Genomic DNA, 18,505 nt, shown 5'->3' with positions numbered 1-18,505 from the left:
TAAGTCCCAAAGTCGGTCGTTCGCACTTGGTTGCGCGCCGGATGCGCGAACGGCGGGTTCTGGTAGGGCTGCGTATCACGCGAATGTCTTTGCTACGGCGACAAGCTGGCGTCCCTATTCGCTCGACTATTGCGACGTCCTGTCCAGCCGCAGGCAGACGCACGGAGGCGCGTTTGTGGCGGTGGGCGGGTGATGGACCCTCGCCTGCGCGAGGGTGACGGGTCTTGGGGGCCGCAACCGTTGGTGCGATTGCAGCGCACATGTCTTTTCACCGATAGTTGAAGCTGATCGAAATGCGTTCACCCTTTGCCCGTCCCGGCACGACTTCGTGGCGGAGCCAGCTTTCCCACAGGAAGATGTGGCCGGCGGCAGGTGCCATATAGACGAAGGGCCGGGCGGTTTCGGGCGCATCGGGCGTGCGGGCGGGGGCGGCCATCAGCATGGGCAGGCGCGGGTCCTCCAGCTTGAGCGCCCCTGCCCCGTCCGGCACCTCGATATAGACGGTGCCGGAAATGATGCTGTGCGGGTGGATGTGGCCGCTATGGCTGCCGCCGGGCCGCAAGATGTTGACCCACAGGCTATCCAGCTTGGGCTTGCGCCCCGCGATATCCAGATGCGCGGCGGCGGCAAAGGCCAGTACATGCGGAGCCAGCCGCCGCACCAGCGCGGCAAAGGCCGGGTCGCGCGACGGCAGATCGTCCAGCGCCGCATAAGAGGTATAGCCGGGATAATGGTTGTCGCGGCTCCAGCGGCGGCCGGCGGCATCGTCCGCCGCCAGGCTGCGGCAACTGTGCGCCAGATCGGCCAGCAAGGCGGGATCATCAAGGGCGCCGGTGTAGAAGGGCGTGGCGAACAGATGCTGGATGGTCATGGCCGGCACCCAAGCATGGCGGCTGGGGTGCGGCAAGAGGGGGCGGGCAAGTGCGCGCCGCCACGGTGAAGCGATCTTTACTGAAGCGGTCTTAACCACGGCCAGGGTGCGCCGTTACCAAACAGGACCGCGCAGCCGCAACGACGGCTTCAGGGAGCGCGGCGGGGAATTTCACAAAGGGTCGCCCGCAAACCGCCTCGGGAGATTTTGTCATGCCTGCTCGTCAAAGCCATATCCATCATGCCCTGCCCTATCTGTTCGCCGTGGTGCTCGCCGGCCTGGCCCGGCCGGCCGATGCCGCCATGGTCGCTTCGCCACAAACCGTCACCCAGTCTTCGCTGAACGCTGCGCTCAAGGCCGCCCGGCCAGGCGATACGCTGGTGCTGTCGGGCGTTTTTTCCGAACTGCTCATCACCGGCCGCGATTTTGGCGGCGTCACCATCGATGCGCGCGCCGCCCATTTTGCCGGCGGCGTCATCCTGCGCCAAGTTCATAATGTCACCTTTCAGGGCGGCACCTATGGTTCGCGCACCAGCGTGCTGCGCAGCAACCAGACCATCGACGTGACCGGCAGCAGCAACATCAGTTTCCGCCATGGCACCATTGTCGGTGATGCCGACGGGCGCGGCACCGGGCTGCTGATCCGCAATTCGCAGCAGGTGACGGTGCGCGACAGCCAGTTCGAGGGGCACCGCACGGCGCTGGCCTTTACCGGCGTCACCAGCGGGCTGCTGACGCGCAACAATTTCGTGAACATGTCGAGCGATGGCATCAACATCACCGATAGCCACAAGGTCATCGCCAGCTACAACAGTTGTTCGGGCTTCAACCTGACGCCCACGGCGCATCCCGATTGCATCCAGATGTGGAGCCTGAGCGGCAAGCCGATGCAGTCGGACCTGTATCTGCTCAACAACCGCGCCGTCGGCGCCATGCAAGGCTTTGCCTCGTTCGACCCCAAAGGCGGCAGCGGTGAGCGGCTGACGTTTGCGGGCAATTATGTCGAAAGCCATTTTCCGCAGGGCATTGCCTGTTATGGCTGTTTCGACAGCCGATTCCTCGACAATGTGCTGATTGCGGAGCCGGGCGCACGCTGGCGCACCAGCATGAACATCATCGGCGGCGCCGGCAACACCATTTCAGGCAACCAGATTCTCGATTGGCGCAAGGGCCCGGGATTGCTGGCAATATCGCAGCGTTTCACCGATTTGGTGCCAAGCATCGCCGGCGTCGGCAGCCGGCTGGACAATCGCGGATTTGGCGCCTCGGCAGTGCCAGAACCGGCGATCTGGGCGCAATTCATCATTGGTTTCATGGTGGTAGGCCTTGTTCGCCGGGGACGGCACAGCATGATGACGCGCGCCTGTTGATCTGTTCTGCCCGCTGCATGACCGTGCAGCGGGCAGATGAACGGCGCGTTTCGACACGAATAATGCCTGTTGCGCAAAAGACACGCTTGACCGCGCAATACACTCCAATCACCGATTTGGTTTGGAACTTTGTGACTCGGAAGCTGGCTGTTAACCAATTCCCGCCATGCAGGGGGCGGGACGGCCACTGGGGAGCCGCTCGCGGGACGGGATTACATTGTGAAAATCAGCGTTGCAAAATCATGCCTGCTGGCGATCGCCGGCATTGGCTCACTGCCAGTAAGCGCAGCAACCATAACGGTTCTTCCGGGCGAGCTCGCCGCGAAATTCGCGCTTGCCCAAAACGGTGATGTGCTGGTTTTGAAGGGTGCTTTCGACCGCACCCAGATCGCCAATCGCACGTTCACGAGCGCTGTCACCATAGATGCGCGCGGCGCCACATTCGCCAATGGCCTTTCGGTGCGCAATGTCAGCAATGTCACCTTCCTGGGCGGCACCTGGGGTTCGCTGACGACGCCGCTGTCGTCCAACAATGCCCTGGGCATCAACACCGGCGCCAACATCACGGTGCGCGGCGCGACGTTCCTGGGCATGCAATCGGGCCAAGGCGTTATCGCCACCAATATTTCCAACATGACGGTGCAGTCCAACACCTTTCAGGGCCTGAAGGTCGGTGTCAGCTTCTTTGGCGTCAACAACGGCATCTTGTCGGGCAACAATGTCACCAAGTCGGCCAGCGACGGTTTCAACATCGTCGACAGCCGCAGCGTGCGGGCGACGAGCAACAGCTGCAGCAATTTCACGCCGGGGCTTGGCGCACACCCCGACTGCATCCAGCTCTGGGCCTCGGCCGACAAGCCGATGCAGGAGAACATCAGCCTGATCGGCAACCGCGCGGTCGGCGCCATGCAGGGTTTCACGTCGTTCGACCCCAAGGCAGCCAGCGGCAAGAACCTGCGGTTCGAAGGCAATTACATCGAAGGCATTTTTCCGCAGGGTATCGCCTGCTATGGCTGCTTTGACAGCGTCATCATCAACAACACGCTGATCGCCATGCCGACGGCGACGTGGCGCACCAGCTTGAATGTCGTCGGCGGCGCCAACAACACCGTGTATGGCAACATCCTGATCGACCGGCGCGTCAAGGCGGGTGATATCGGTATCGCCGCCGGCGAACTGGATGGTTTTGCCGATGGCGGCTTCGCACGCAGCTTCGAGAGCGATTTCGCCGACGCGCAGTCGGTGTTCGCACAAGGCTTTGATGCCAGCGATCTGCTGGATTTCGAAGCATCGAGCCTGCCCGGCAATGTGCCGGAACCGGCAATCTGGGCGCAGCTGATCCTGGGCTTTGGCCTGATCGGCGCTGTCCGCCGCCGGCGCACGGTGGCGCTCGCGGCCTGAGGCACTTTTCGTCATCCCGGCGCACAGCCGGGATGACGTGCCCCTCTCATACGCCCGTCTCAGCCGAGTGTTTTGGCCAGGAACGCCGACACATCGTCCATGACGGGCGCCTTGCCGCGAAACGGCTTGGACATGGCCATGATGATGCCGGCATGGCCGATACCGGGGTAAAGCCGCGTTTGCGCGGTGGACCCGGCAGTGGTCAAGGCAGCGGCCAGCCGCGTGCTGTTGGCCGGCATTACCGTCGTATCCTCGTCGCCGCTGAGCAGCAGCACCGGCGGCGCATCGGGGCGGGCGAAACTGATCGGCTGGGTGTCATCGGCATTGGGCGCCTGGCCCAGCGCCAGATCGGCGGCACCGCCGGCGGTGAACGGACGGAAATCATAGGGGCCGGCGAGACCGACAACCGCCTTGATGGCGCCCGATGCGCCATAGCGCCGATCGAGCGCCAGCAGCATGGCGATATGGGCGCCGGCGCTGTGGCCCATCACGGCGATGCGGGCCGGATCGCCGCCATGGCTGGCGATGTTGGCCGCAGTCCAGGCGACGGCCAGCGCGCCGTCTTCGACAAAGGCCGGGAAACGCACTTGCGGCACGAGGCGATAATCGGGAACGACAACGACAAATCCGCGTGCCGCCAATGCGCGCGCCGCAAAGGCGTAATCAGCGCGCGCCCCGCTGTTCCAGCTGCCGCCGTAAAAGAACACCACGACCGGCAGCGGCGCGGCGATGGCGGTCGGCGCCCAGACATCGAGGCGCTGGCGCGGATCGGCGCCCAGCGGCACGCCATTGGCGGCGCGGTGGACGCCGCGGTCGCCGGGTGACAAGGTATTGAGGCCGTTAAGGGCGCCCAGGCTGGTGCAGCCCGACATTGCGGCAAGGCCAGCAAGTGCGGCGCCGCCGAGCAGATGCCTTCGAGTGAAAATATTGTGCATGGGCGCGGCATAGCGGCTGGCGGTTCGCCGGTCCATCGCTGCTTGAACGCGCATGGAAACGGGGTATCTTGGCAGCCATGGATGCGGAGGCGATGAGATGCAGCTGAGCGTGAACGGCAAGATGATGCAGTTGACGGCGCCGGGCGACATGCCGCTGCTGTGGGCGCTGCGCGATGTGCTGGGCCTGACCGGCACCAAGTTCGGTTGCGGCGCGGCGTTTTGCGGCGCCTGCACCGTGCATCTGGACGGGGAGCCGGTGCGCGCCTGCCAGACGCCGGTGTCGGCGGTGGGCACCGCGAAGGTGACCACAATCGAAGGGTTGGGCGACACGCCGCTGGGCGCGAGGCTGCAGGACGCATGGGCCGCGCTGGATGTGCCGCAATGCGGCTATTGCCAGGCCGGGCAGTTGATGTCGGCCGCCGCGCTGCTGGGGGCGACGCCAAAGCCGAGCGATGACGATATCGATGCGGCGATGAGCGGCAATCTGTGCCGCTGCGCCACTTACCATCGCATCAGGGCTGCGATTCACCAGGCTGCCGGACAGGAGGCCTAGGCCATGCAGATGGATCGCAGAGGTTTTTTCACCGTATCGGCATTGGCAGGCGGCGGCTTGTGGCTCGGCCTGGGCCGGGCGCAGGCAGCGCCCGGCGATACGGCCCTTCTCAACGCCTGGGTGAGCATTGCTGCTGACAACCACATCACTATCATGGCCAGCAACCCCGAAGTGGGCCAGGGCGTGCGCACGTCGATGCCCATGCTCATTGCCGAGGAACTGGATGTCGATTGGGCGCAGGTGACGACGGCGCCGACGTTAGCCAATGCGAAAATCTATGGTCGGCAGGTGGCCGGTGGCTCGATGGCGACAACGCTGCAATATGAACCGCTGCGCCGCGTCGGTGCCGCCGCGCGGGCGCTGCTGGTAACGGCTGCGGCCCAGAAATGGGGCGTGCCGGAGGGCGAATTGACGACCGGCAACGCCATAGTGCGCCATGCCGCAAGCGGGCGCAGCGCGCGTTATGGCGAACTGGCCGCAGCAGCGGCGCTGTTGCCGGCGCCCGATGCGGCCAGGCTGGTTTTGAAGGACCCGGCCAAATTCCGCATCATCGGCAAGGCCACGCCGGGGGTGGACAACCGCGCCATTGTCACAGGCAAGCCGCTTTTCGGCATCGATGCCGTGGTGCCCGGCATGAAACACGCGGTCTATCACAAGAGCGGCACGACAGGCGCGGCGGTCGCGCGGGCCGATCTGGCGGCGTTGCGCGCGCGGCCGGGGGTGCGCGATGCGTTCATTCTGGCGCCGAACGACGAGATGGCCGGCGGCGTGGCCATTGTCGCAGACAATACATGGGCGGCGATGCAGGCGCGCAGCGGCATTGATTGCGAATGGACACGCGGCGCCGGCGCATTCCAGTCCAGCGCGGCCTGGGCCGACATGGCGGCCAAGGCCAGCAGCGGCGGGCCGCAAAAATCGGTGGTGGCAAACGGCGATGCCAAGGCAGCGATGGCGCGCGCCGCCAAGACGGTGCGCGCCGAATATGCCTATCCGTTCCTGCCGCATGTGCCGCTTGAACCGATCAACTGCACGGCGCGGGTGAGCGGCGACACCGTGGAAATCTGGGCATCGACGCAAAATCCGGAACCCGGCCGCAAGGCGGTCGCCAAGGTGCTGGGCGTGCCGGAAGCCAATGTCACCATCCACATGCTGCGGTGCGGCGGCGGTTTTGGCCGGCGATTGATGAACGATTACATGGTCGAGGCCGCCGTCATCGCGCGGCAGGCCGGCGTGCCCATCAAGCTGACCTGGAGCCGCGAGGACGATATCGCGTTCGACTGGCTGCGCCCCGGCGGCTGGCATGTCCTGGCCGCCGGGCTGGACAGCGCCGGCAAGGTCATCGCTTGGGACAATCATTTCATCAGCTATGGCAAGGCTGAGGAGTTTGCCCGTGCCGCCGCAATCGGGCCGACGGATTTTCCCTGCGGTTTTATCGACGACCTGGCCATCGGCGCCACCATCCTGCCGCTGGAACATCACACCGGCTATCTGCGCGCGCCGGAAAACAACGCCTTTGGTTTCGTCACGCAAGGCTTCATCGACGAGCTTGCCCATGCCGCAGGCCAAGACCCGCTGATGTTCCGGCGCGGCTTTCTGGGCGCGTCACGCGTCATCGGCGACCCGACAAAGCGCGGCGCCTATCATGCGGGGCGCATGCGCGGCGTGCTCGACAAGGCGGCTGACATGGCCGGCTGGGGCCGCAAGCTGCCGGCCCGCACCGGGCTGGGGATTGCCTTTCACTTCAGCCATCTGGGCTATTTCGCCACTGTCATCGAAGCAGCAGTGGACAGCGGCGGCGCGGTCACGGTGAAGAAAGTCTGGGTCGCCGGCGATGTCGGGCGGCAGATCGTCAACCCGTCGGCGGCGCTGGCGCAGGTGCAGGGCAGCGTGCTCGATGCGCTGGGCGCGGCAATGGCGTCGGGGTCGGGCCAGGCCATCACCTTTGCCGATGGCGCCATCGAACAGCGCAATTTCGGCGATGTGCCGCTGCTGCGGATAAGTGAAGTGCCGCCTGTCGAGGTGCAGTTCGTGTTGACCGATTTTCCGGTCACAGGCCTGGGCGAACCCGCATATCCGGCGGTGGCGCCGGCGTTGGCCAATGCCCTCTTTGCGGCAACGGGTGTGCGGCTGCGCAGCCTGCCATTGGATATGGCGGCGCTGAAGGCCTGAACTGCCCCTTGCCGCCGGGCAGTGCCGACCGCTATGCCCGGCGGATGTTTCGCATATGCCCGGCCGCGCTGTTCCTGTCGCTCGTTGCAGCCCCAGCCGCCGGGCAGGCGCGCCCCGATGAGGGCCAGATGTGGATGACGTTGCAGGCGCGCATCCCTGCCGGCAGGCAATTCATGTTGCTTGAGGTGCAGCAGCGGCTGACCGACAATCTGTCACGCCCCGGCCAGACCGGCTTTCGTATCGGCTATGGCGGCCCGGTGGCGCCGGCGCTGGGGTTGCAGGCCGGCTACCAGTATTTCTATATCGAGCCGGCGCGCGGCGCTGCCAGCAGCGAGCATCGGCTGTGGCAACAGGCGGACGGGCCGTTGGCGCGCCTGCCCGGCGACATCCGGCTGGCTTGGCGGCTGCGGTTGGAGGAGCGGTTGCTCGAAGGGTCCGATGATCTGGGCTGGCGGCTGCGCGGCCAATTGCGCGCGACCATCGGCGATGGCCGCAAGATCGCCCCGGTGCTGTTCACCGAGGGCTTTGCCATGCTGAACCGCACGGATTGGGGGCAGCGCACCGGGCGCGACCAGTGGCGCGTCTTTGCCGGAGTCAATCTGCCGGTCAGCCGCGATCTCAGGATCGAGGCCGGTTACATGCACATCAAGCTGTGGCGGCCCAGCGGCGACCGGGACATTCATGTCGCCAACGTCACGCTGTTCCTGCGCCCCTGAAGGCGCAGGATTGTACGCCGTTCGAATGCTTGCGGTTAGTGTTGATGTGCGTCGGCGGCGCTTTCGGCCTTGAATGACACGGCGACATCGCCCGCCTTTTCAAAGCGCAGCGTGGCGGCGACGGTGCTGCCGGACGGCATGGCCTGCCTCAGCCCGATGAACATGATGTGCAGGCCGCCCGGCGCAAAGCGCACCGTGGCGCCGGCCGGCACAGGCACGCCGCCCGCTTGCGCGCGCATCTGCATGACGTTGCCAGCGGCGATGGTGCCATGGAGGTCGGCGCGGGCAGACGCTGTGGTGATGACCGCGAGCAGTCGGTCGGCAGCCGCGCCCTTGTTGACAAGCGTGAGATAGCCGGCGCCGGTCTTTGATACCGGGCTGGCGACGCGGATGACCGGGTGGTCGATGGCGATGTTGCCGGCGCGATAATCATGCGCGGCGGCAGAGGTCGCAAGCAATACCCCGATGGACACGGCGGACAGACATTTGACGAACATGGCGGTTGGTCCTGAAAATAGGCTGGTTACAACCCCAGCGCATCGAGATCGGCGGTGGCGGCGGCGAGATCGGCATGGGCGACAATCTGGCGAAAGGCGGCATCGAGGCGGCGGACCTGGGCGTCGGCGGCGGCTTCCTCGCGCAGGTTGACGAGGAAGAAGTCCGACGCACCGGCGCCGAAACGCCGGCGTTCGGCGCCAGCCATGGTCTGGGCGCGGTCCTGTTCATCAATCGCGATGCCGAGCAGCCGCTGCGCCTGTGCCGCCGTGATCGACAGCGCCTGAATGTCGGCGGTGATCTGGTCTTCGAGCAGGCGGCGGCGCTGGGCGAACGCATCGATATCGGCATTGGTCTGGGCGATGCGGCCGCGCGCGACACGCTGTTGCAGCGGCAGCGAGAAACTGATGCCGACCTTGGATTCGGTGCCGGTAAAGGCGCGGCCGCCGGCGCCGGCATCGCCAAGAAACTGATTCACTTCGGCCTTGATATCGAACTTGGGCAACAAAAGATTGCGGTCGAGCGCCAGGCGCTGCCTGGCCTGGTTGACGCGAATGTCGATGACCTTGAGGTCAGGGCGCCGCGCGACCAGCGTTTCGGGATTCGCCGCAAGCGGCATTGGCCGTGCCAGCGTGCGCGGCAACCGTTCCGCGCCAGGGACTACCGGCTGGCCATCGCTGCCGCGAAGGAACAGCGACAGCGCGGTGGCCGAAACCTGCAGTTGCTGCTCCGCCTGCACCACCAGAGTCTGGCGGCGCAGGATGTTCTGTTCGTTTTCCGTCAGCAATATGGCCGGGCGCAGGCCCTCGGTCACTTGCCGCTTGAGTCCGGCCTGGCGGTCGAGCGCCAGTTGCAGCAGGCCCTGGAACACGCCCAGCCGCTGCCCGGCGATGGCCCAGCTGTTATAGGCCTGGATGGCGCGGGTCTGGACGCCGATGGCCACCAGCAGCTGGTCGGTCTGCGCCAGCACCAGATCGGCCTCGGCCAGTTGGCGGTTTGTGCGGCGTTCATCGATGAGCCGGTCGCGCATCAGCGAGAACACCGTGCCGGCGGTCAGCCGGCCATAGCCGGTGGTGTTGCTGCGTCCCTCGTATGACGGGAATGTGCCGCTGGCGATGTCATAGCCGCCGTAAATGCTGCCGCCATTGCCGGCCAGCGGCTGGGTCAGCCGCAAGGACGCGTCGCTGCCGGTGTAGAAACCGGTTGGGCGCGTGTCGGCATCGGCCGAAAAAATAGTGTCGAACGCGCCTTGCGTGGTCAATATCCGGCCCTGCGCACCGCGCACCCGGGCAAGCGCCTCAAGCACTTGCGGGGCGTGGAACCGCGCCGATGCCAGCACTTCGGCCAGCGTCAGTGCGGGTCCGGCGGCGCCGGGCTCCGGCACGGCATCGCTACGGGCGCGGCTTTCGAGGGCGCGGGCACTGCTCGGCGTTTGCCGGGCCGTGTCCTGTGCCTGCACGGTCGTCGGCACCAGCAGCGCGGCCAGCAATACGGCGCACGTGCCGGGCAAATTACTTCGCATCATTGCCGGTATCGCCAGTGCCCGCCTTGACTTCGCCGTTGGTCGGCGGGCTGGCGCCGGGGCGGGTGAATTGCAGCGGAAAATCGTTGAGCAGGCGCCACAGCTCGAACCACACCGGCACGGTGTTCATCAGCACCCAGCCACGCACCTTGGCGCCCAGCCGCACCGAAGGTTCGGTCGGCCACGGATCGCGGTCGGGCGCCGGCTCGATCAGCACGCGGAACAGGCCGTTTGGCGAAGCATTGAGGTCGATGGCGGCAACGCGCCCGTCGAACAGGCCCTTGGCAACGGATGGCCAGCCCGAAAACTGGATCGCCGGCCAGCCCTCGAAATGCAGCCGCGCGCGCCTGCCGACATGGATCAGCGGAATGTCGCGGCCATCGACATAAAGCTCGACGATACGGCGGGACTGTTCGGGCACGAATGTCGCCAGCACATCGCCTTGCTTGATGATGGTAGCGGTGTCGATCGAGGTGACGCGCATTATGCGGCCATCGCGCGGCGCCCGGATCAGCTGTTCCGACTGGCGGCGCAGGTTGACGTCGATCTTGTTGATCTCGGCAGCGGAGGATGCGATTTTCGCTGCGAATTCGGACACTTTTATCTGCGCCAGTTCATAGTCGCGCCGTGCTGCCAGTCCTTCGCGATACAGCGTGCCCATGCGGGCGACATCGCGCTGCGCGGTGGCCATCGCCTGCTGCGTGGCGTTCATCTCGGCAATTTTCTGCCCCCGCTCGGCGCGCAGCCGGTCAAGGAAATCGGGGTCGATATCGACAACGCGGGCAATCGGATCGCCGGCCTTCACGATGGCGCCGTCGGTGACATACCAGCGGCTCAGCCGGCCGGGGACCAGTGCGCTGATATTCTGCTGCCGGTCGCGCGGATCAAAGGCGATGACGGTGCCGGTGCCCGGCGCGGTCTGCACCCAAGGCACCACAATGATGAACAACAGCACGCTGACGATGGTCAGCACGACAATCCAGGCAAAGGTGCGCATGACGCGCGGCGGCTGGATGCTGGCCAGCGTCGGGAAACGTCCGGTCAGGTTGATGTTGCCGCCCTTAACCATGGGCGATCTCCCGGCCGGCGGCGGTGCGCAGGGTGTCGAACCGGGCGCGGTCGCCGGTGATTTCCTGCGCTGCCGTGCCCAGCCACAGATAGCCGTCGAGCGCCATGGTTTCGGGGCGGTTGCTGAAATACAGGATCGTCGTAGGCGTATCGCGGAAATGGTCGAACACCGCCTTCAATCGTGCCAGCGGCACCGTATCGAACAGCGGCGACATGACGAGGATACGCGGCGCGGCCAGCACGGCGGCTGCGAGTTTCAACTGCATCATCTTGGCAACGGTGAACGGCGCGCCGGTCGAGGACAATCGGGTGTGTATGCCGCCGGGCAGCAGCGCCACCCGGTCCTCAAGCCCGACAAGGCGCAGCGCCGCCAGTTGTTCAGCCGCATTGCGGTCGGGGTTGGCCAGCCGCAGATAATCCGACACCGTGCTTTCGACGATGGCGGCACGGTCGAGCACGGTGATCGCCGAGCGCAGCGCCAGCGGGTCCATCTGCGCCAGATCGACACCGCCCAAGGTCACCAGCCCGGTTTCGGGCCGCTCCAGCCGCTTGAGCAGGGCTGCAAAGCGGCGCTCCATGCCCGGCGAGCCCTGGGCCATCAGCCGTGCGCCTTCGGGGATGTCGAGATTGATATGCGCGCCCTCGCCGTTGTGGCCAAAGCGCACATTGGCCATGGTCAGCGCACCGCCCTGCGGGCGGGTGGCGCCGGCCGGCACCGGCGGTTCCTGCTTGATGCCGTACAGCAGCGACAGTTCCTCGACCGAGGCGACAATGTCGTACCAGTCATCGAGATAGGAATAGAGGCCGGACATGCCGGCAAACACGCCCGACAGGATCAGCTCGGCCGCCACCAATTGCCCGATCGACAATTGTTCCTGGATGACCAGCCAGCCGCCCAATGCCAGCAGGCCGGCGCTGGCCAGCGCATACAGCACATAGATCGCGATGATCTGCGGGAACTGGTAGGTGAAATGCTTGGCGTGCGCCGCGACATAATTGGCCGAAACCTTTTCGGCGCGGTCCAGCGCATAATCGACATGACGTTCGGATTTGTAGAAGCCGTTGGAGGCGCCGACGGTTTCCAGGAAGTGCGCGGCGTTGTATTTTTCATGGCTGACGGCAATCGAGGTGCGCATCGCGCCCTTGGCCCAGAGCGCCCAGACTGCCCAGAGCAGAAAGATCAGCACCAGGTTGAAGGCCAGGAAGAACGGGTGGTAAAAACTGGTGACGATAAAACCGACGAGCATCGACAGGATGATGGTGAACCCGCCGATGAGCAGCGACGGCACCGCCTTTTGCATGTTGATGAGTTCGAAGAAGCGATTGAACAGGTCTATGCGGCGATCGTCCTGAAAGAACGGATCATCGGCATTGATCGCGCGCATCGTCACATCGGCGACAAGCCGCGCCATGAAGCGGCGGCGATACAATTCCATCAGGTGATAGCGCAGCGCCGCCATCAGGCCGGACAGCAGCAGCAGCCCGAACAGGATCGCCGACAACGTGAAGAGCGGCACCGGCAGCGCCGTGCTGGCGATGGAATTGATGAGCAACTGCACCGAAATCGGCGTCGCCAGGCTGAGCAGGCTGATGCCAAGCCCATAGATGATCGCCAGCCAGAAAAAGCCCCTCTCCGGCCAGACGATCACGTCCAGCCAGCGATAGACCTTGTCATTCAGGTCGATGAGTTTTGCGTCTTCAGCCATGCCTCTACCGGTCGTGCCGGTCGGGGGAGCCAGCGAACCCCATGTAGGGGACCGCCCCCCCGCGCTGCAAGGGCCGGACGGCAAAAAACATTACGTGACCGTAAGATTCGGTACCGCCGGGGCCGGCATCAGACAGCATCCAGCGCCTGTTCGAAATCGGCAATGAGATCGTCGGCATCTTCGACGCCTATGGACACGCGCACCAGATTGTCGGTGATGCCCAATTCGGCCTTGCGTGCCGGCGCCACAGACAGATGTGTCATGGCGGCGGGGTGGGAGGCCAGGCTTTCGGTGCCGCCGAGGCTGACGGCCAGTTTGACCAGTTTGAGATTATCGAGCAGGCGAAATGCCTCGGCCTCGCCGCCCTTGACGATCACCGAGAAGGTCGATCCGGCGCCGCTGCAATGCCGGGCATAAATATCGGCCTGGCGGCTGCCGGGTTCGAGAAAGCCCAGATAGCCGACGCGTTCGACCTTGGGGTGATCACGCAAGAAGGCGCAGACCTTGGCGGCATTTTCGCCGGCGCGGCTCATACGCAGTTCCAGCGTTTCCAAGCTGCGCAGCAACATCCAGGCGGTGTGCGGATCGGTGATCGTGCCGATGGTGTTGCGCATCATGCGGATGGGGGTCAGCACATGCTTGGCACCGATGCAGGCACCGGCAACCAGATCGGAATGGCCGCCGACATATTTGGTCAGCGAATAGATGGTGACATCGGCGCCCTGCACCAGCGGCTGCGCCCACAGCGGCCCCAGGAAGGTATTGTCGATGACAATGGGCGGCAGTTCGCCTGTCCCCATCACGGCGGCGCGGGCGGCGTGAACGGCCTCGACATCGACCAGCGCGTTGGTGGGATTGGCGGGGCTTTCGAGATAGATGGCAGCGATGCGGCCCTTGGCCCTGGCGGCGGTGATCACGGCCTCGATTTCGGGCTGGGTGGCGCCGGCGGGGAAATCCAGCCAGGTGACGCCAAGCTTGCCCAGAATGCGCGCGATCAGCGTTTCGGTGGCGGCATAGAGCGGCGCCGAATGCACGATGACATCGCCGGGCTTGACCAGCGCGAGGAACGTTGTGGCGATGGCCGACATGCCGCTGGAGAACGCCAGCGCTTCCTCGGCGTCTTCCCACAGCGCCAGCCGGTCTTCGAGAATTTCCTGGTCGGGGCCGTTGAACCGCCCATAGACAAGGCCCTCGGCCCCGCCGGGACGCACGCCGGTGACGCCTTCGAAGAAGCGCTTGCCGTCGGCGGCGCTTTCGAAAACAAAGGTCGAGGTCAGGAAGATCGGCGGCTTGAGCGCGCCTTCGGACAGGCGCGGATCATAGCCATGGCCCATCATCATCGTTGACGGCTTCAGCTTGCGATTGCCGATGGTGCGCGCCTGGTGCTGCATGCGGCGACCATTGTCAGCGAGCGGGGTGTCGCGCGGGGTATCGGGGGTATCGCTCATCGCTATTCTCCGGTCGCCGGACGGTCAGGGTTTCGGCCCGACGTCATTGCGGGTGACAGTGCATCGCTCGCAGCGGACGACATTGATCGACGTGCGATACTTCGCCCCCGGCCGGGTGCGCGTCACATTGCCCGTCACTTCGCTGTCGCGGCCATCATAGAGCGCAATACCTTGCGGATAGGCGCCCTCGACCTGATTGTCGAGAAACCGCACGCGGTCAAAGCCCAGATCGCCGCGCTTGAGGTGATTGAAGGCGGTGATGCCCTGCATGTCGCCCACCGCGATGGATTTGCGCACGGTGACATCGGTGGTGGTCGGCAGGCCGGGCCGGCTCCAGAGTTGCACGCAATCGGGGTGGGCGGTGGGCAGGGGTGTGAAATCGCGGCAGGAAATGCCGTCGACGATCACGCGCTGCGAATTGCCGATGTTGATGCCATCGATCGTCATGCGGGTGATCTGGGCGCCGCGCACCGTGACATCGGAGGAGCGGTCGATGATGATGGCCTGCCGCGCGTCTGTGTAATGGCCCCGCAGCACCTCGACGTCCGCCGATTGGCGAACGAGCAGCGCATAGCCCGGCGGGCCTTTGGTCTGGCTGCCCGTCAGCTGGCCATCGGTGAGCTTGATGCCGGCGACCTCGAACAGATGCAGTTGCAGCCGCGCCTGACCGGCCGCGATGGTCAGCGCCGGGCGGAACTGGCGCTGGCGGATGGTGACAAGGCCATAATCGCCGGGCGCCAGCGTGATGGTGTCACCGGGGCGGGCGGCGGCAATCCTGCCCTCAAGCGTGACAGGCGTGGCGGCGATGGCAGCGGCGACGATCAGTGACAGCATCAGCCAAGCTCCTGAAGTGCCGCAGCAATCGCGGCGATGATCTCGTGGATCTGCGCTTCGCTGATGATCAGCGGCGGCGACAGGGCGATGATATCGGCAGTGGCACGCACCAGCACGCCGGAATCGAACAACATGCGGAACATGTCCTGGCCGCGTGCGCCCGGCGCGCCGTCGCGCGGGGCCAGCTCGATGCCGGCGACAAGGCCGAAATTGCGGATATCGATAACATGAGGCTGGCCCGCCAGGCTGTGGACGGCGGCTTCCCATGCCGGCTCAAGGCTGTGGGCGCGGGCGAACAACGCCTCGTCGCGGTACAGGTCGAGCGTGGCCAGCGATGCGGCGCAGGCCAGCACATGGGCGGAATAGGTGTAGCCGTGGAACAGCTCGATACCCGGCGCATCGCCGGGCGCGCCGACAATGGCATCATGAACGTGGCGGGCGCAGGCGACGGCCCCCATCGGCACGGCGGCGTTGGTGATGCCCTTGGCCAGAGCGATCAGGTCGGGGGTGACGCCGAACCGTTCCGCCGCCGTGGCGGCGCCCAGCCGGCCAAAGCCGGAAATCACTTCGTCAAAAATGAGCAGGATGCCGTGGCGGGTACAGATCTCGCGCAGCCGTTCGAGGTAACCGACCGGCGGCACCAGCACGCCGGTGGAGCCGGCCAGCGGTTCGACGATCACGGCCGCGATGGTGTCGGCGCCGTGCAGCGCCACCAGTGCCTCCAGCCGATCGGCCAGTTCGGCGCCATGCGCTGGCTGACCGCGCGAAAAGGCGTTTCTGGCCAGATCATGGGTGTGCGGCAGGTGGTCGGTGCCGGGCAGGCCGGGCCCGAAGGCGCGGCGGTTGGTGACGATGCCGCCTACCGAAATGCCGCCGAATCCGACGCCATGATAGCCACGTTCGCGCCCGATCAGCCGGGTGCGCTGGCCCTGCCCCTGCGCCCGGTGATAGGCGAGCGCGATCTTGAGCGCAGTATCGACGCTTTCGGAGCCGGAGTTGGTGAAGAAGATGCGGTCGAGCCCGGCGGGCATCAGATCGGCAACGCGGCTGGCCACCCGGAACGCCAGCGGATGGCCGACCTGGAACGTCGGCGCAAAATCCAGCACCCCGGCCTGCTGCCGAATCGCCTCGACGATGGCGGTGCGGCCATGGCCGGCGTTGACGCACCACAAGCCGGCGGTGCCATCGAGAATCTGCCGGCCATCGGGCGTGGCGTAATGCATGTCCTTGGCACTGGCGAGCAGGCGCGGGTTGGCCTTGAAATAGCGATTGTCGGTGAAGGGCATCCACCAGGCGGCAAGGTCGTTGGGGAGCGTTTGCAGCATGGTGGCCCTCCTCAGGCCAAAAGTGTGTCGCCGCCGGCTCGGGCCAGAAGTTTCTCGATATCGCCGGTCAGCGCCTCGGGCTTGGTGGTCGGGGCGTAGCGATCCACGACCTGGCCATCCTTGCCGACAAGGAACTTGGTGAAGTTCCACTTTATGGCTTCTGAACCAAGCAGACCCGGCGCGGCCTTTTTCAGCGCCTTGAACAGCGGGTGCGCCGTGTCGCCATTGACATCGACCTTGGCGAACAGCGGGAAATCGACATCATAAGTCAGCTTGCAGAAGGTGGCGATTTCGCTTTCCTCGCCCGGCTCCTGCGCGCCGAACTGGTTGCACGGAAAACCCAGCACCGAAAACCCGCGCGGGCCATATTGGCGCTGCAACGCCTCAAGGCCTTCATATTGCGGGGTGAAGCCGCATTTGCTGGCGGTGTTGACGATCAGCAGCACCTTGCCGTCATATTCGGACAGCGGCACATCGCGGCCGTCGATGGCCTTTGCAGTGAAATCATGCACATTGGTCATTGGTCTTCTCCCAGCAAATCCGGTCCCAGCGCCTGCGCAAAATGCCGGCGGCACAGGGCGACATAGCGTTCATTGCCACCGATTTCCGTCTGGGCGCCAGCGGCAACCGGCCGTCCGGCGCCGTCGATACGCAGGTTCATCGTCGCCTTGCGGCCACAGGCGCAGATCGCCTTGATCTCGATCAGCGAATCGGCCAGCGCCAGCAGCCATTTGCTGCCCTCGAACAAGTTGCCGAGAAAGTCGGTTCTGAGGCCATAGGCCAGCACGGCGATGCCCATGTCATCGGCCACACGCGCAAGCTGCCAGACCTGGGCGCGGGTGAGGAACTGCGCCTCGTCCACCAGCACACAGGCCAGCGGCGCGGCGTCATGCGCAGCAGTCACCAGCGCTGCGATATCGGTATCGGCAGCAAAGGGCGTGGCATCGGCCGTCAGCCCGATGCGCGACGCGATGGTGCCGACGCGCGCGCGGTTATCCAGCGCGGCGGTGAACAACAGGGTGCGCATGCCGCGTTCACGGTAATTGAAGCTGGCCTGCAGCAGCACCGTCGATTTGCCGGCGTTCATCGAAGCATAGTAGAAATACAGCTTGGCCACAGCTTGCCTGTGCCCCCCGCGCGGGGGCGCCGTCAACTGGCCCCGGCCCTAACGGTTGCCGCCGATGATGTCGCCGATGCCGCCCAGAACGGAACCTTCGCCGCGATTCTGGCCGCGCCCCATGCCGGCGGCCGCGATCCGCCCGGCCAGCCGGCTGAACGGCAGCGACTGGATCCAGACCTTGCCGGGGCCACGCAGCTTGGCAAAAAACAGGCCTTCGCCGCCGAAGATAACGCTTTTGACGCCGCCGGCCGTCACCAGATCGAAATCCACCGATGGCGTATAGGCCGCCAGGCAGCCGGTATCGACATGCAGCTCCTGCCCCGGCGCCAGTTCGCGTTCCACGACCGTGCCGCCCATCTGGACAAAGACCCAGCCGCCACCTTCGAGTTTTTGCATGATGAAGCCCTCGCCGCCGAACAGCCCGGTCATCACCTTGCGCTGAAACTGGATGCCAATCGACACGCCGCGCGCCGCCGCCAGAAATGCGTCCTTCTGGCAAATCAGCGTGCCGCCGACATCGCTGAGCTTGATCGGCAATATGGCGCCGGGCGTGGGCGCGGCAAAGGCGACGCGGGCCTTGCCGCCGCCTTGATGGGTGAACACGGTGGTGAACAGGCTCTCGCCGGTAATCAGGCGCTTGCCGGCGCCGAGCATCTTGCCCATGAAACTGTCGTCGCCGCCGCCGCTGCTGCCATCGCCGAACACCGTGGTCATGTCGACGGATGCGTCCTTCCACACCATGGCGCCGGCCTCGGCCACGGCGCTTTCGCCGGGATCAAGTTCGATTTCGACGAATTGCAGCTCCTGGCCCTTGATTTCGAAATCGATGTCATCTGCGCTGCCGGTGCTGCGGCTGTGCTGCCAGGGGCTGGGCATGGTCGAGAAACTCCTGCTGTAAAGGCGGCAGCATAGGCCAAGTGTATTGCAGTGCCAAGACGGACTGGGCCAAGACGGACTGGGCCAAGACAGAAT

The 18,505-nt window shown here is 65.3% G+C and carries 17 protein-coding genes; 5 read left to right on the top strand and 12 right to left on the bottom strand.

The features are described from left to right. Positions 1–268 precede the first annotated feature (268 nt). Positions 269–871 (bottom strand): TIGR02466 family protein, encoded by a 603-nt coding sequence (locus tag RMQ73_RS12750; protein WP_310498659.1) that lies wholly within the window; start codon positions 869–871, stop codon positions 269–271. Positions 872–1,083: 212 nt separating this feature from the next. Between RMQ73_RS12750 and RMQ73_RS12745 the strand changes: the two genes are divergently transcribed. After that, the gene (locus RMQ73_RS12745) at positions 1,084–2,241 is read left to right on the top strand and encodes a right-handed parallel beta-helix repeat-containing protein (protein ID WP_310498658.1); all 1,158 of its coding nucleotides are present in this window, start codon (positions 1,084–1,086) and stop codon (positions 2,239–2,241) included. 219 nt (positions 2,242–2,460) lie between these two features. Continuing rightward, on the top strand, positions 2,461–3,642 hold the full coding sequence (locus tag RMQ73_RS12740; protein WP_310498655.1) for a right-handed parallel beta-helix repeat-containing protein: 1,182 nt from the start codon (positions 2,461–2,463) through the stop codon (positions 3,640–3,642). Positions 3,643–3,701: 59 nt separating this feature from the next. Here the strand turns inward: RMQ73_RS12740 and RMQ73_RS12735 are convergent, their stop codons facing one another. Then, a complete protein-coding gene (locus RMQ73_RS12735) occupies positions 3,702–4,631 on the bottom strand; it encodes an alpha/beta hydrolase (protein ID WP_310498654.1) in 930 nt (309 codons plus the stop codon). Between the two features lie 43 nt (positions 4,632–4,674). On the opposite strand from RMQ73_RS12735, the gene RMQ73_RS12730 reads away from it, so the two are divergent. Genes RMQ73_RS12730 through RMQ73_RS12720 form a run of 3 tightly spaced genes read left to right on the top strand, consistent with a single transcriptional unit; the run spans position 4,675 to position 8,015 of the window. Next, positions 4,675–5,130 carry a 2Fe-2S iron-sulfur cluster-binding protein gene (locus tag RMQ73_RS12730; protein ID WP_310498653.1) on the top strand — a complete coding sequence of 152 codons (456 nt, stop codon included), beginning with the start codon at positions 4,675–4,677 and terminating at the stop codon, positions 5,128–5,130. Between the two features lie 3 nt (positions 5,131–5,133). Then, positions 5,134–7,299, top strand: coding sequence for a molybdopterin cofactor-binding domain-containing protein (locus RMQ73_RS12725; RefSeq protein ID WP_310498652.1), 2,166 nt, complete (start codon positions 5,134–5,136; stop codon positions 7,297–7,299). A gap of 44 nt (positions 7,300–7,343) precedes the next feature. Continuing rightward, on the top strand, positions 7,344–8,015 hold the full coding sequence (locus tag RMQ73_RS12720; protein ID WP_310498651.1) for a DUF2490 domain-containing protein: 672 nt from the start codon (positions 7,344–7,346) through the stop codon (positions 8,013–8,015). A 35-nt stretch (positions 8,016–8,050) separates the two neighbouring features. Here RMQ73_RS12720 and RMQ73_RS12715 read toward each other — a convergent pair whose 3' ends face one another. The 10 genes from RMQ73_RS12715 to RMQ73_RS12670 form a co-directional block, all read right to left on the bottom strand. After that, positions 8,051–8,512, bottom strand: a complete 462-nt coding sequence (locus RMQ73_RS12715) for a copper chaperone PCu(A)C (protein ID WP_310498650.1) — start codon at positions 8,510–8,512, stop codon at positions 8,051–8,053. 26 nt (positions 8,513–8,538) lie between these two features. Next, the gene (locus tag RMQ73_RS12710) at positions 8,539–10,035 is read right to left on the bottom strand and encodes a TolC family protein (RefSeq protein ID WP_310498649.1); all 1,497 of its coding nucleotides are present in this window, start codon (positions 10,033–10,035) and stop codon (positions 8,539–8,541) included. Next, positions 10,022–11,101, bottom strand: coding sequence for an HlyD family efflux transporter periplasmic adaptor subunit (locus RMQ73_RS12705; RefSeq protein WP_310498648.1), 1,080 nt, complete (start codon positions 11,099–11,101; stop codon positions 10,022–10,024). Before RMQ73_RS12705 ends, RMQ73_RS12710 begins: the two co-directional genes overlap by 14 nt. Beyond that, the gene (locus tag RMQ73_RS12700) at positions 11,094–12,806 is read right to left on the bottom strand and encodes an ABC transporter ATP-binding protein (protein ID WP_310498646.1); all 1,713 of its coding nucleotides are present in this window, start codon (positions 12,804–12,806) and stop codon (positions 11,094–11,096) included. Before RMQ73_RS12700 ends, RMQ73_RS12705 begins: the two co-directional genes overlap by 8 nt. 128 nt (positions 12,807–12,934) lie before the next feature. After that, the gene (locus RMQ73_RS12695; protein ID WP_310498660.1) at positions 12,935–14,197 is read right to left on the bottom strand and encodes a cystathionine gamma-synthase family protein; all 1,263 of its coding nucleotides are present in this window, start codon (positions 14,195–14,197) and stop codon (positions 12,935–12,937) included. An 81-nt stretch (positions 14,198–14,278) separates the two neighbouring features. Further along, positions 14,279–15,088, bottom strand: coding sequence for a right-handed parallel beta-helix repeat-containing protein (locus RMQ73_RS12690; protein WP_310498645.1), 810 nt, complete (start codon positions 15,086–15,088; stop codon positions 14,279–14,281). Then, positions 15,088–16,413: an aspartate aminotransferase family protein gene (locus tag RMQ73_RS12685; RefSeq protein WP_310498644.1), complete on the bottom strand. Its 1,326-nt coding sequence runs from the start codon at positions 16,411–16,413 to the stop codon at positions 15,088–15,090. The genes RMQ73_RS12690 and RMQ73_RS12685 overlap by 1 nt, the downstream gene beginning before the upstream one ends. 11 nt (positions 16,414–16,424) lie before the next feature. Continuing rightward, positions 16,425–16,934, bottom strand: coding sequence for a glutathione peroxidase (locus RMQ73_RS12680; protein ID WP_310498642.1), 510 nt, complete (start codon positions 16,932–16,934; stop codon positions 16,425–16,427). Continuing rightward, positions 16,931–17,530, bottom strand: coding sequence for a thymidine kinase (locus RMQ73_RS12675; RefSeq protein ID WP_310498639.1), 600 nt, complete (start codon positions 17,528–17,530; stop codon positions 16,931–16,933). The genes RMQ73_RS12680 and RMQ73_RS12675 overlap by 4 nt, the downstream gene beginning before the upstream one ends. Positions 17,531–17,578: 48 nt before the next feature. After that, positions 17,579–18,409 (bottom strand): TIGR00266 family protein, encoded by an 831-nt coding sequence (locus RMQ73_RS12670; protein WP_310498637.1) that lies wholly within the window; start codon positions 18,407–18,409, stop codon positions 17,579–17,581. Between the last annotated feature and the right edge of the window lie 96 nt (positions 18,410–18,505).

Source organism: Sandarakinorhabdus sp., assembly GCF_031430775.1.
Classification (GTDB): Bacteria; Pseudomonadota; Alphaproteobacteria; order Sphingomonadales; family Sphingomonadaceae; genus Sandarakinorhabdus.
This window is presented reverse-complemented; position numbering and strand designations above follow the sequence as displayed.

Bases quoted from the DNA above. Each gene is read 5' to 3' on its own strand.
- RMQ73_RS12750 (WP_310498659.1), bottom strand. From the start codon at position 871: ATGACCATCCAGCATCTGTTCGCCACGCCCTTCTACACCGGCGCCCTT.
- RMQ73_RS12745 (WP_310498658.1), top strand. From the start codon at position 1,084: ATGCCTGCTCGTCAAAGCCATATCCATCATGCCCTGCCCTATCTGTTC.
- RMQ73_RS12735 (WP_310498654.1), bottom strand. From the start codon at position 4,631: ATGCGCGTTCAAGCAGCGATGGACCGGCGAACCGCCAGCCGCTATGCC.
- RMQ73_RS12730 (WP_310498653.1), top strand. From the start codon at position 4,675: ATGCAGCTGAGCGTGAACGGCAAGATGATGCAGTTGACGGCGCCGGGC.
- RMQ73_RS12725 (WP_310498652.1), top strand. From the start codon at position 5,134: ATGCAGATGGATCGCAGAGGTTTTTTCACCGTATCGGCATTGGCAGGC.
- RMQ73_RS12720 (WP_310498651.1), top strand. From the start codon at position 7,344: ATGTTTCGCATATGCCCGGCCGCGCTGTTCCTGTCGCTCGTTGCAGCC.
- RMQ73_RS12715 (WP_310498650.1), bottom strand. From the start codon at position 8,512: ATGTTCGTCAAATGTCTGTCCGCCGTGTCCATCGGGGTATTGCTTGCG.
- RMQ73_RS12710 (WP_310498649.1), bottom strand. From the start codon at position 10,035: ATGATGCGAAGTAATTTGCCCGGCACGTGCGCCGTATTGCTGGCCGCG.
- RMQ73_RS12705 (WP_310498648.1), bottom strand. From the start codon at position 11,101: ATGGTTAAGGGCGGCAACATCAACCTGACCGGACGTTTCCCGACGCTG.
- RMQ73_RS12700 (WP_310498646.1), bottom strand. From the start codon at position 12,806: ATGGCTGAAGACGCAAAACTCATCGACCTGAATGACAAGGTCTATCGC.
- RMQ73_RS12695 (WP_310498660.1), bottom strand. From the start codon at position 14,197: ATGCAGCACCAGGCGCGCACCATCGGCAATCGCAAGCTGAAGCCGTCA.
- RMQ73_RS12690 (WP_310498645.1), bottom strand. From the start codon at position 15,088: ATGCTGTCACTGATCGTCGCCGCTGCCATCGCCGCCACGCCTGTCACG.
- RMQ73_RS12685 (WP_310498644.1), bottom strand. From the start codon at position 16,413: ATGCTGCAAACGCTCCCCAACGACCTTGCCGCCTGGTGGATGCCCTTC.
- RMQ73_RS12680 (WP_310498642.1), bottom strand. From the start codon at position 16,934: ATGACCAATGTGCATGATTTCACTGCAAAGGCCATCGACGGCCGCGAT.
- RMQ73_RS12670 (WP_310498637.1), bottom strand. From the start codon at position 18,409: ATGCCCAGCCCCTGGCAGCACAGCCGCAGCACCGGCAGCGCAGATGAC.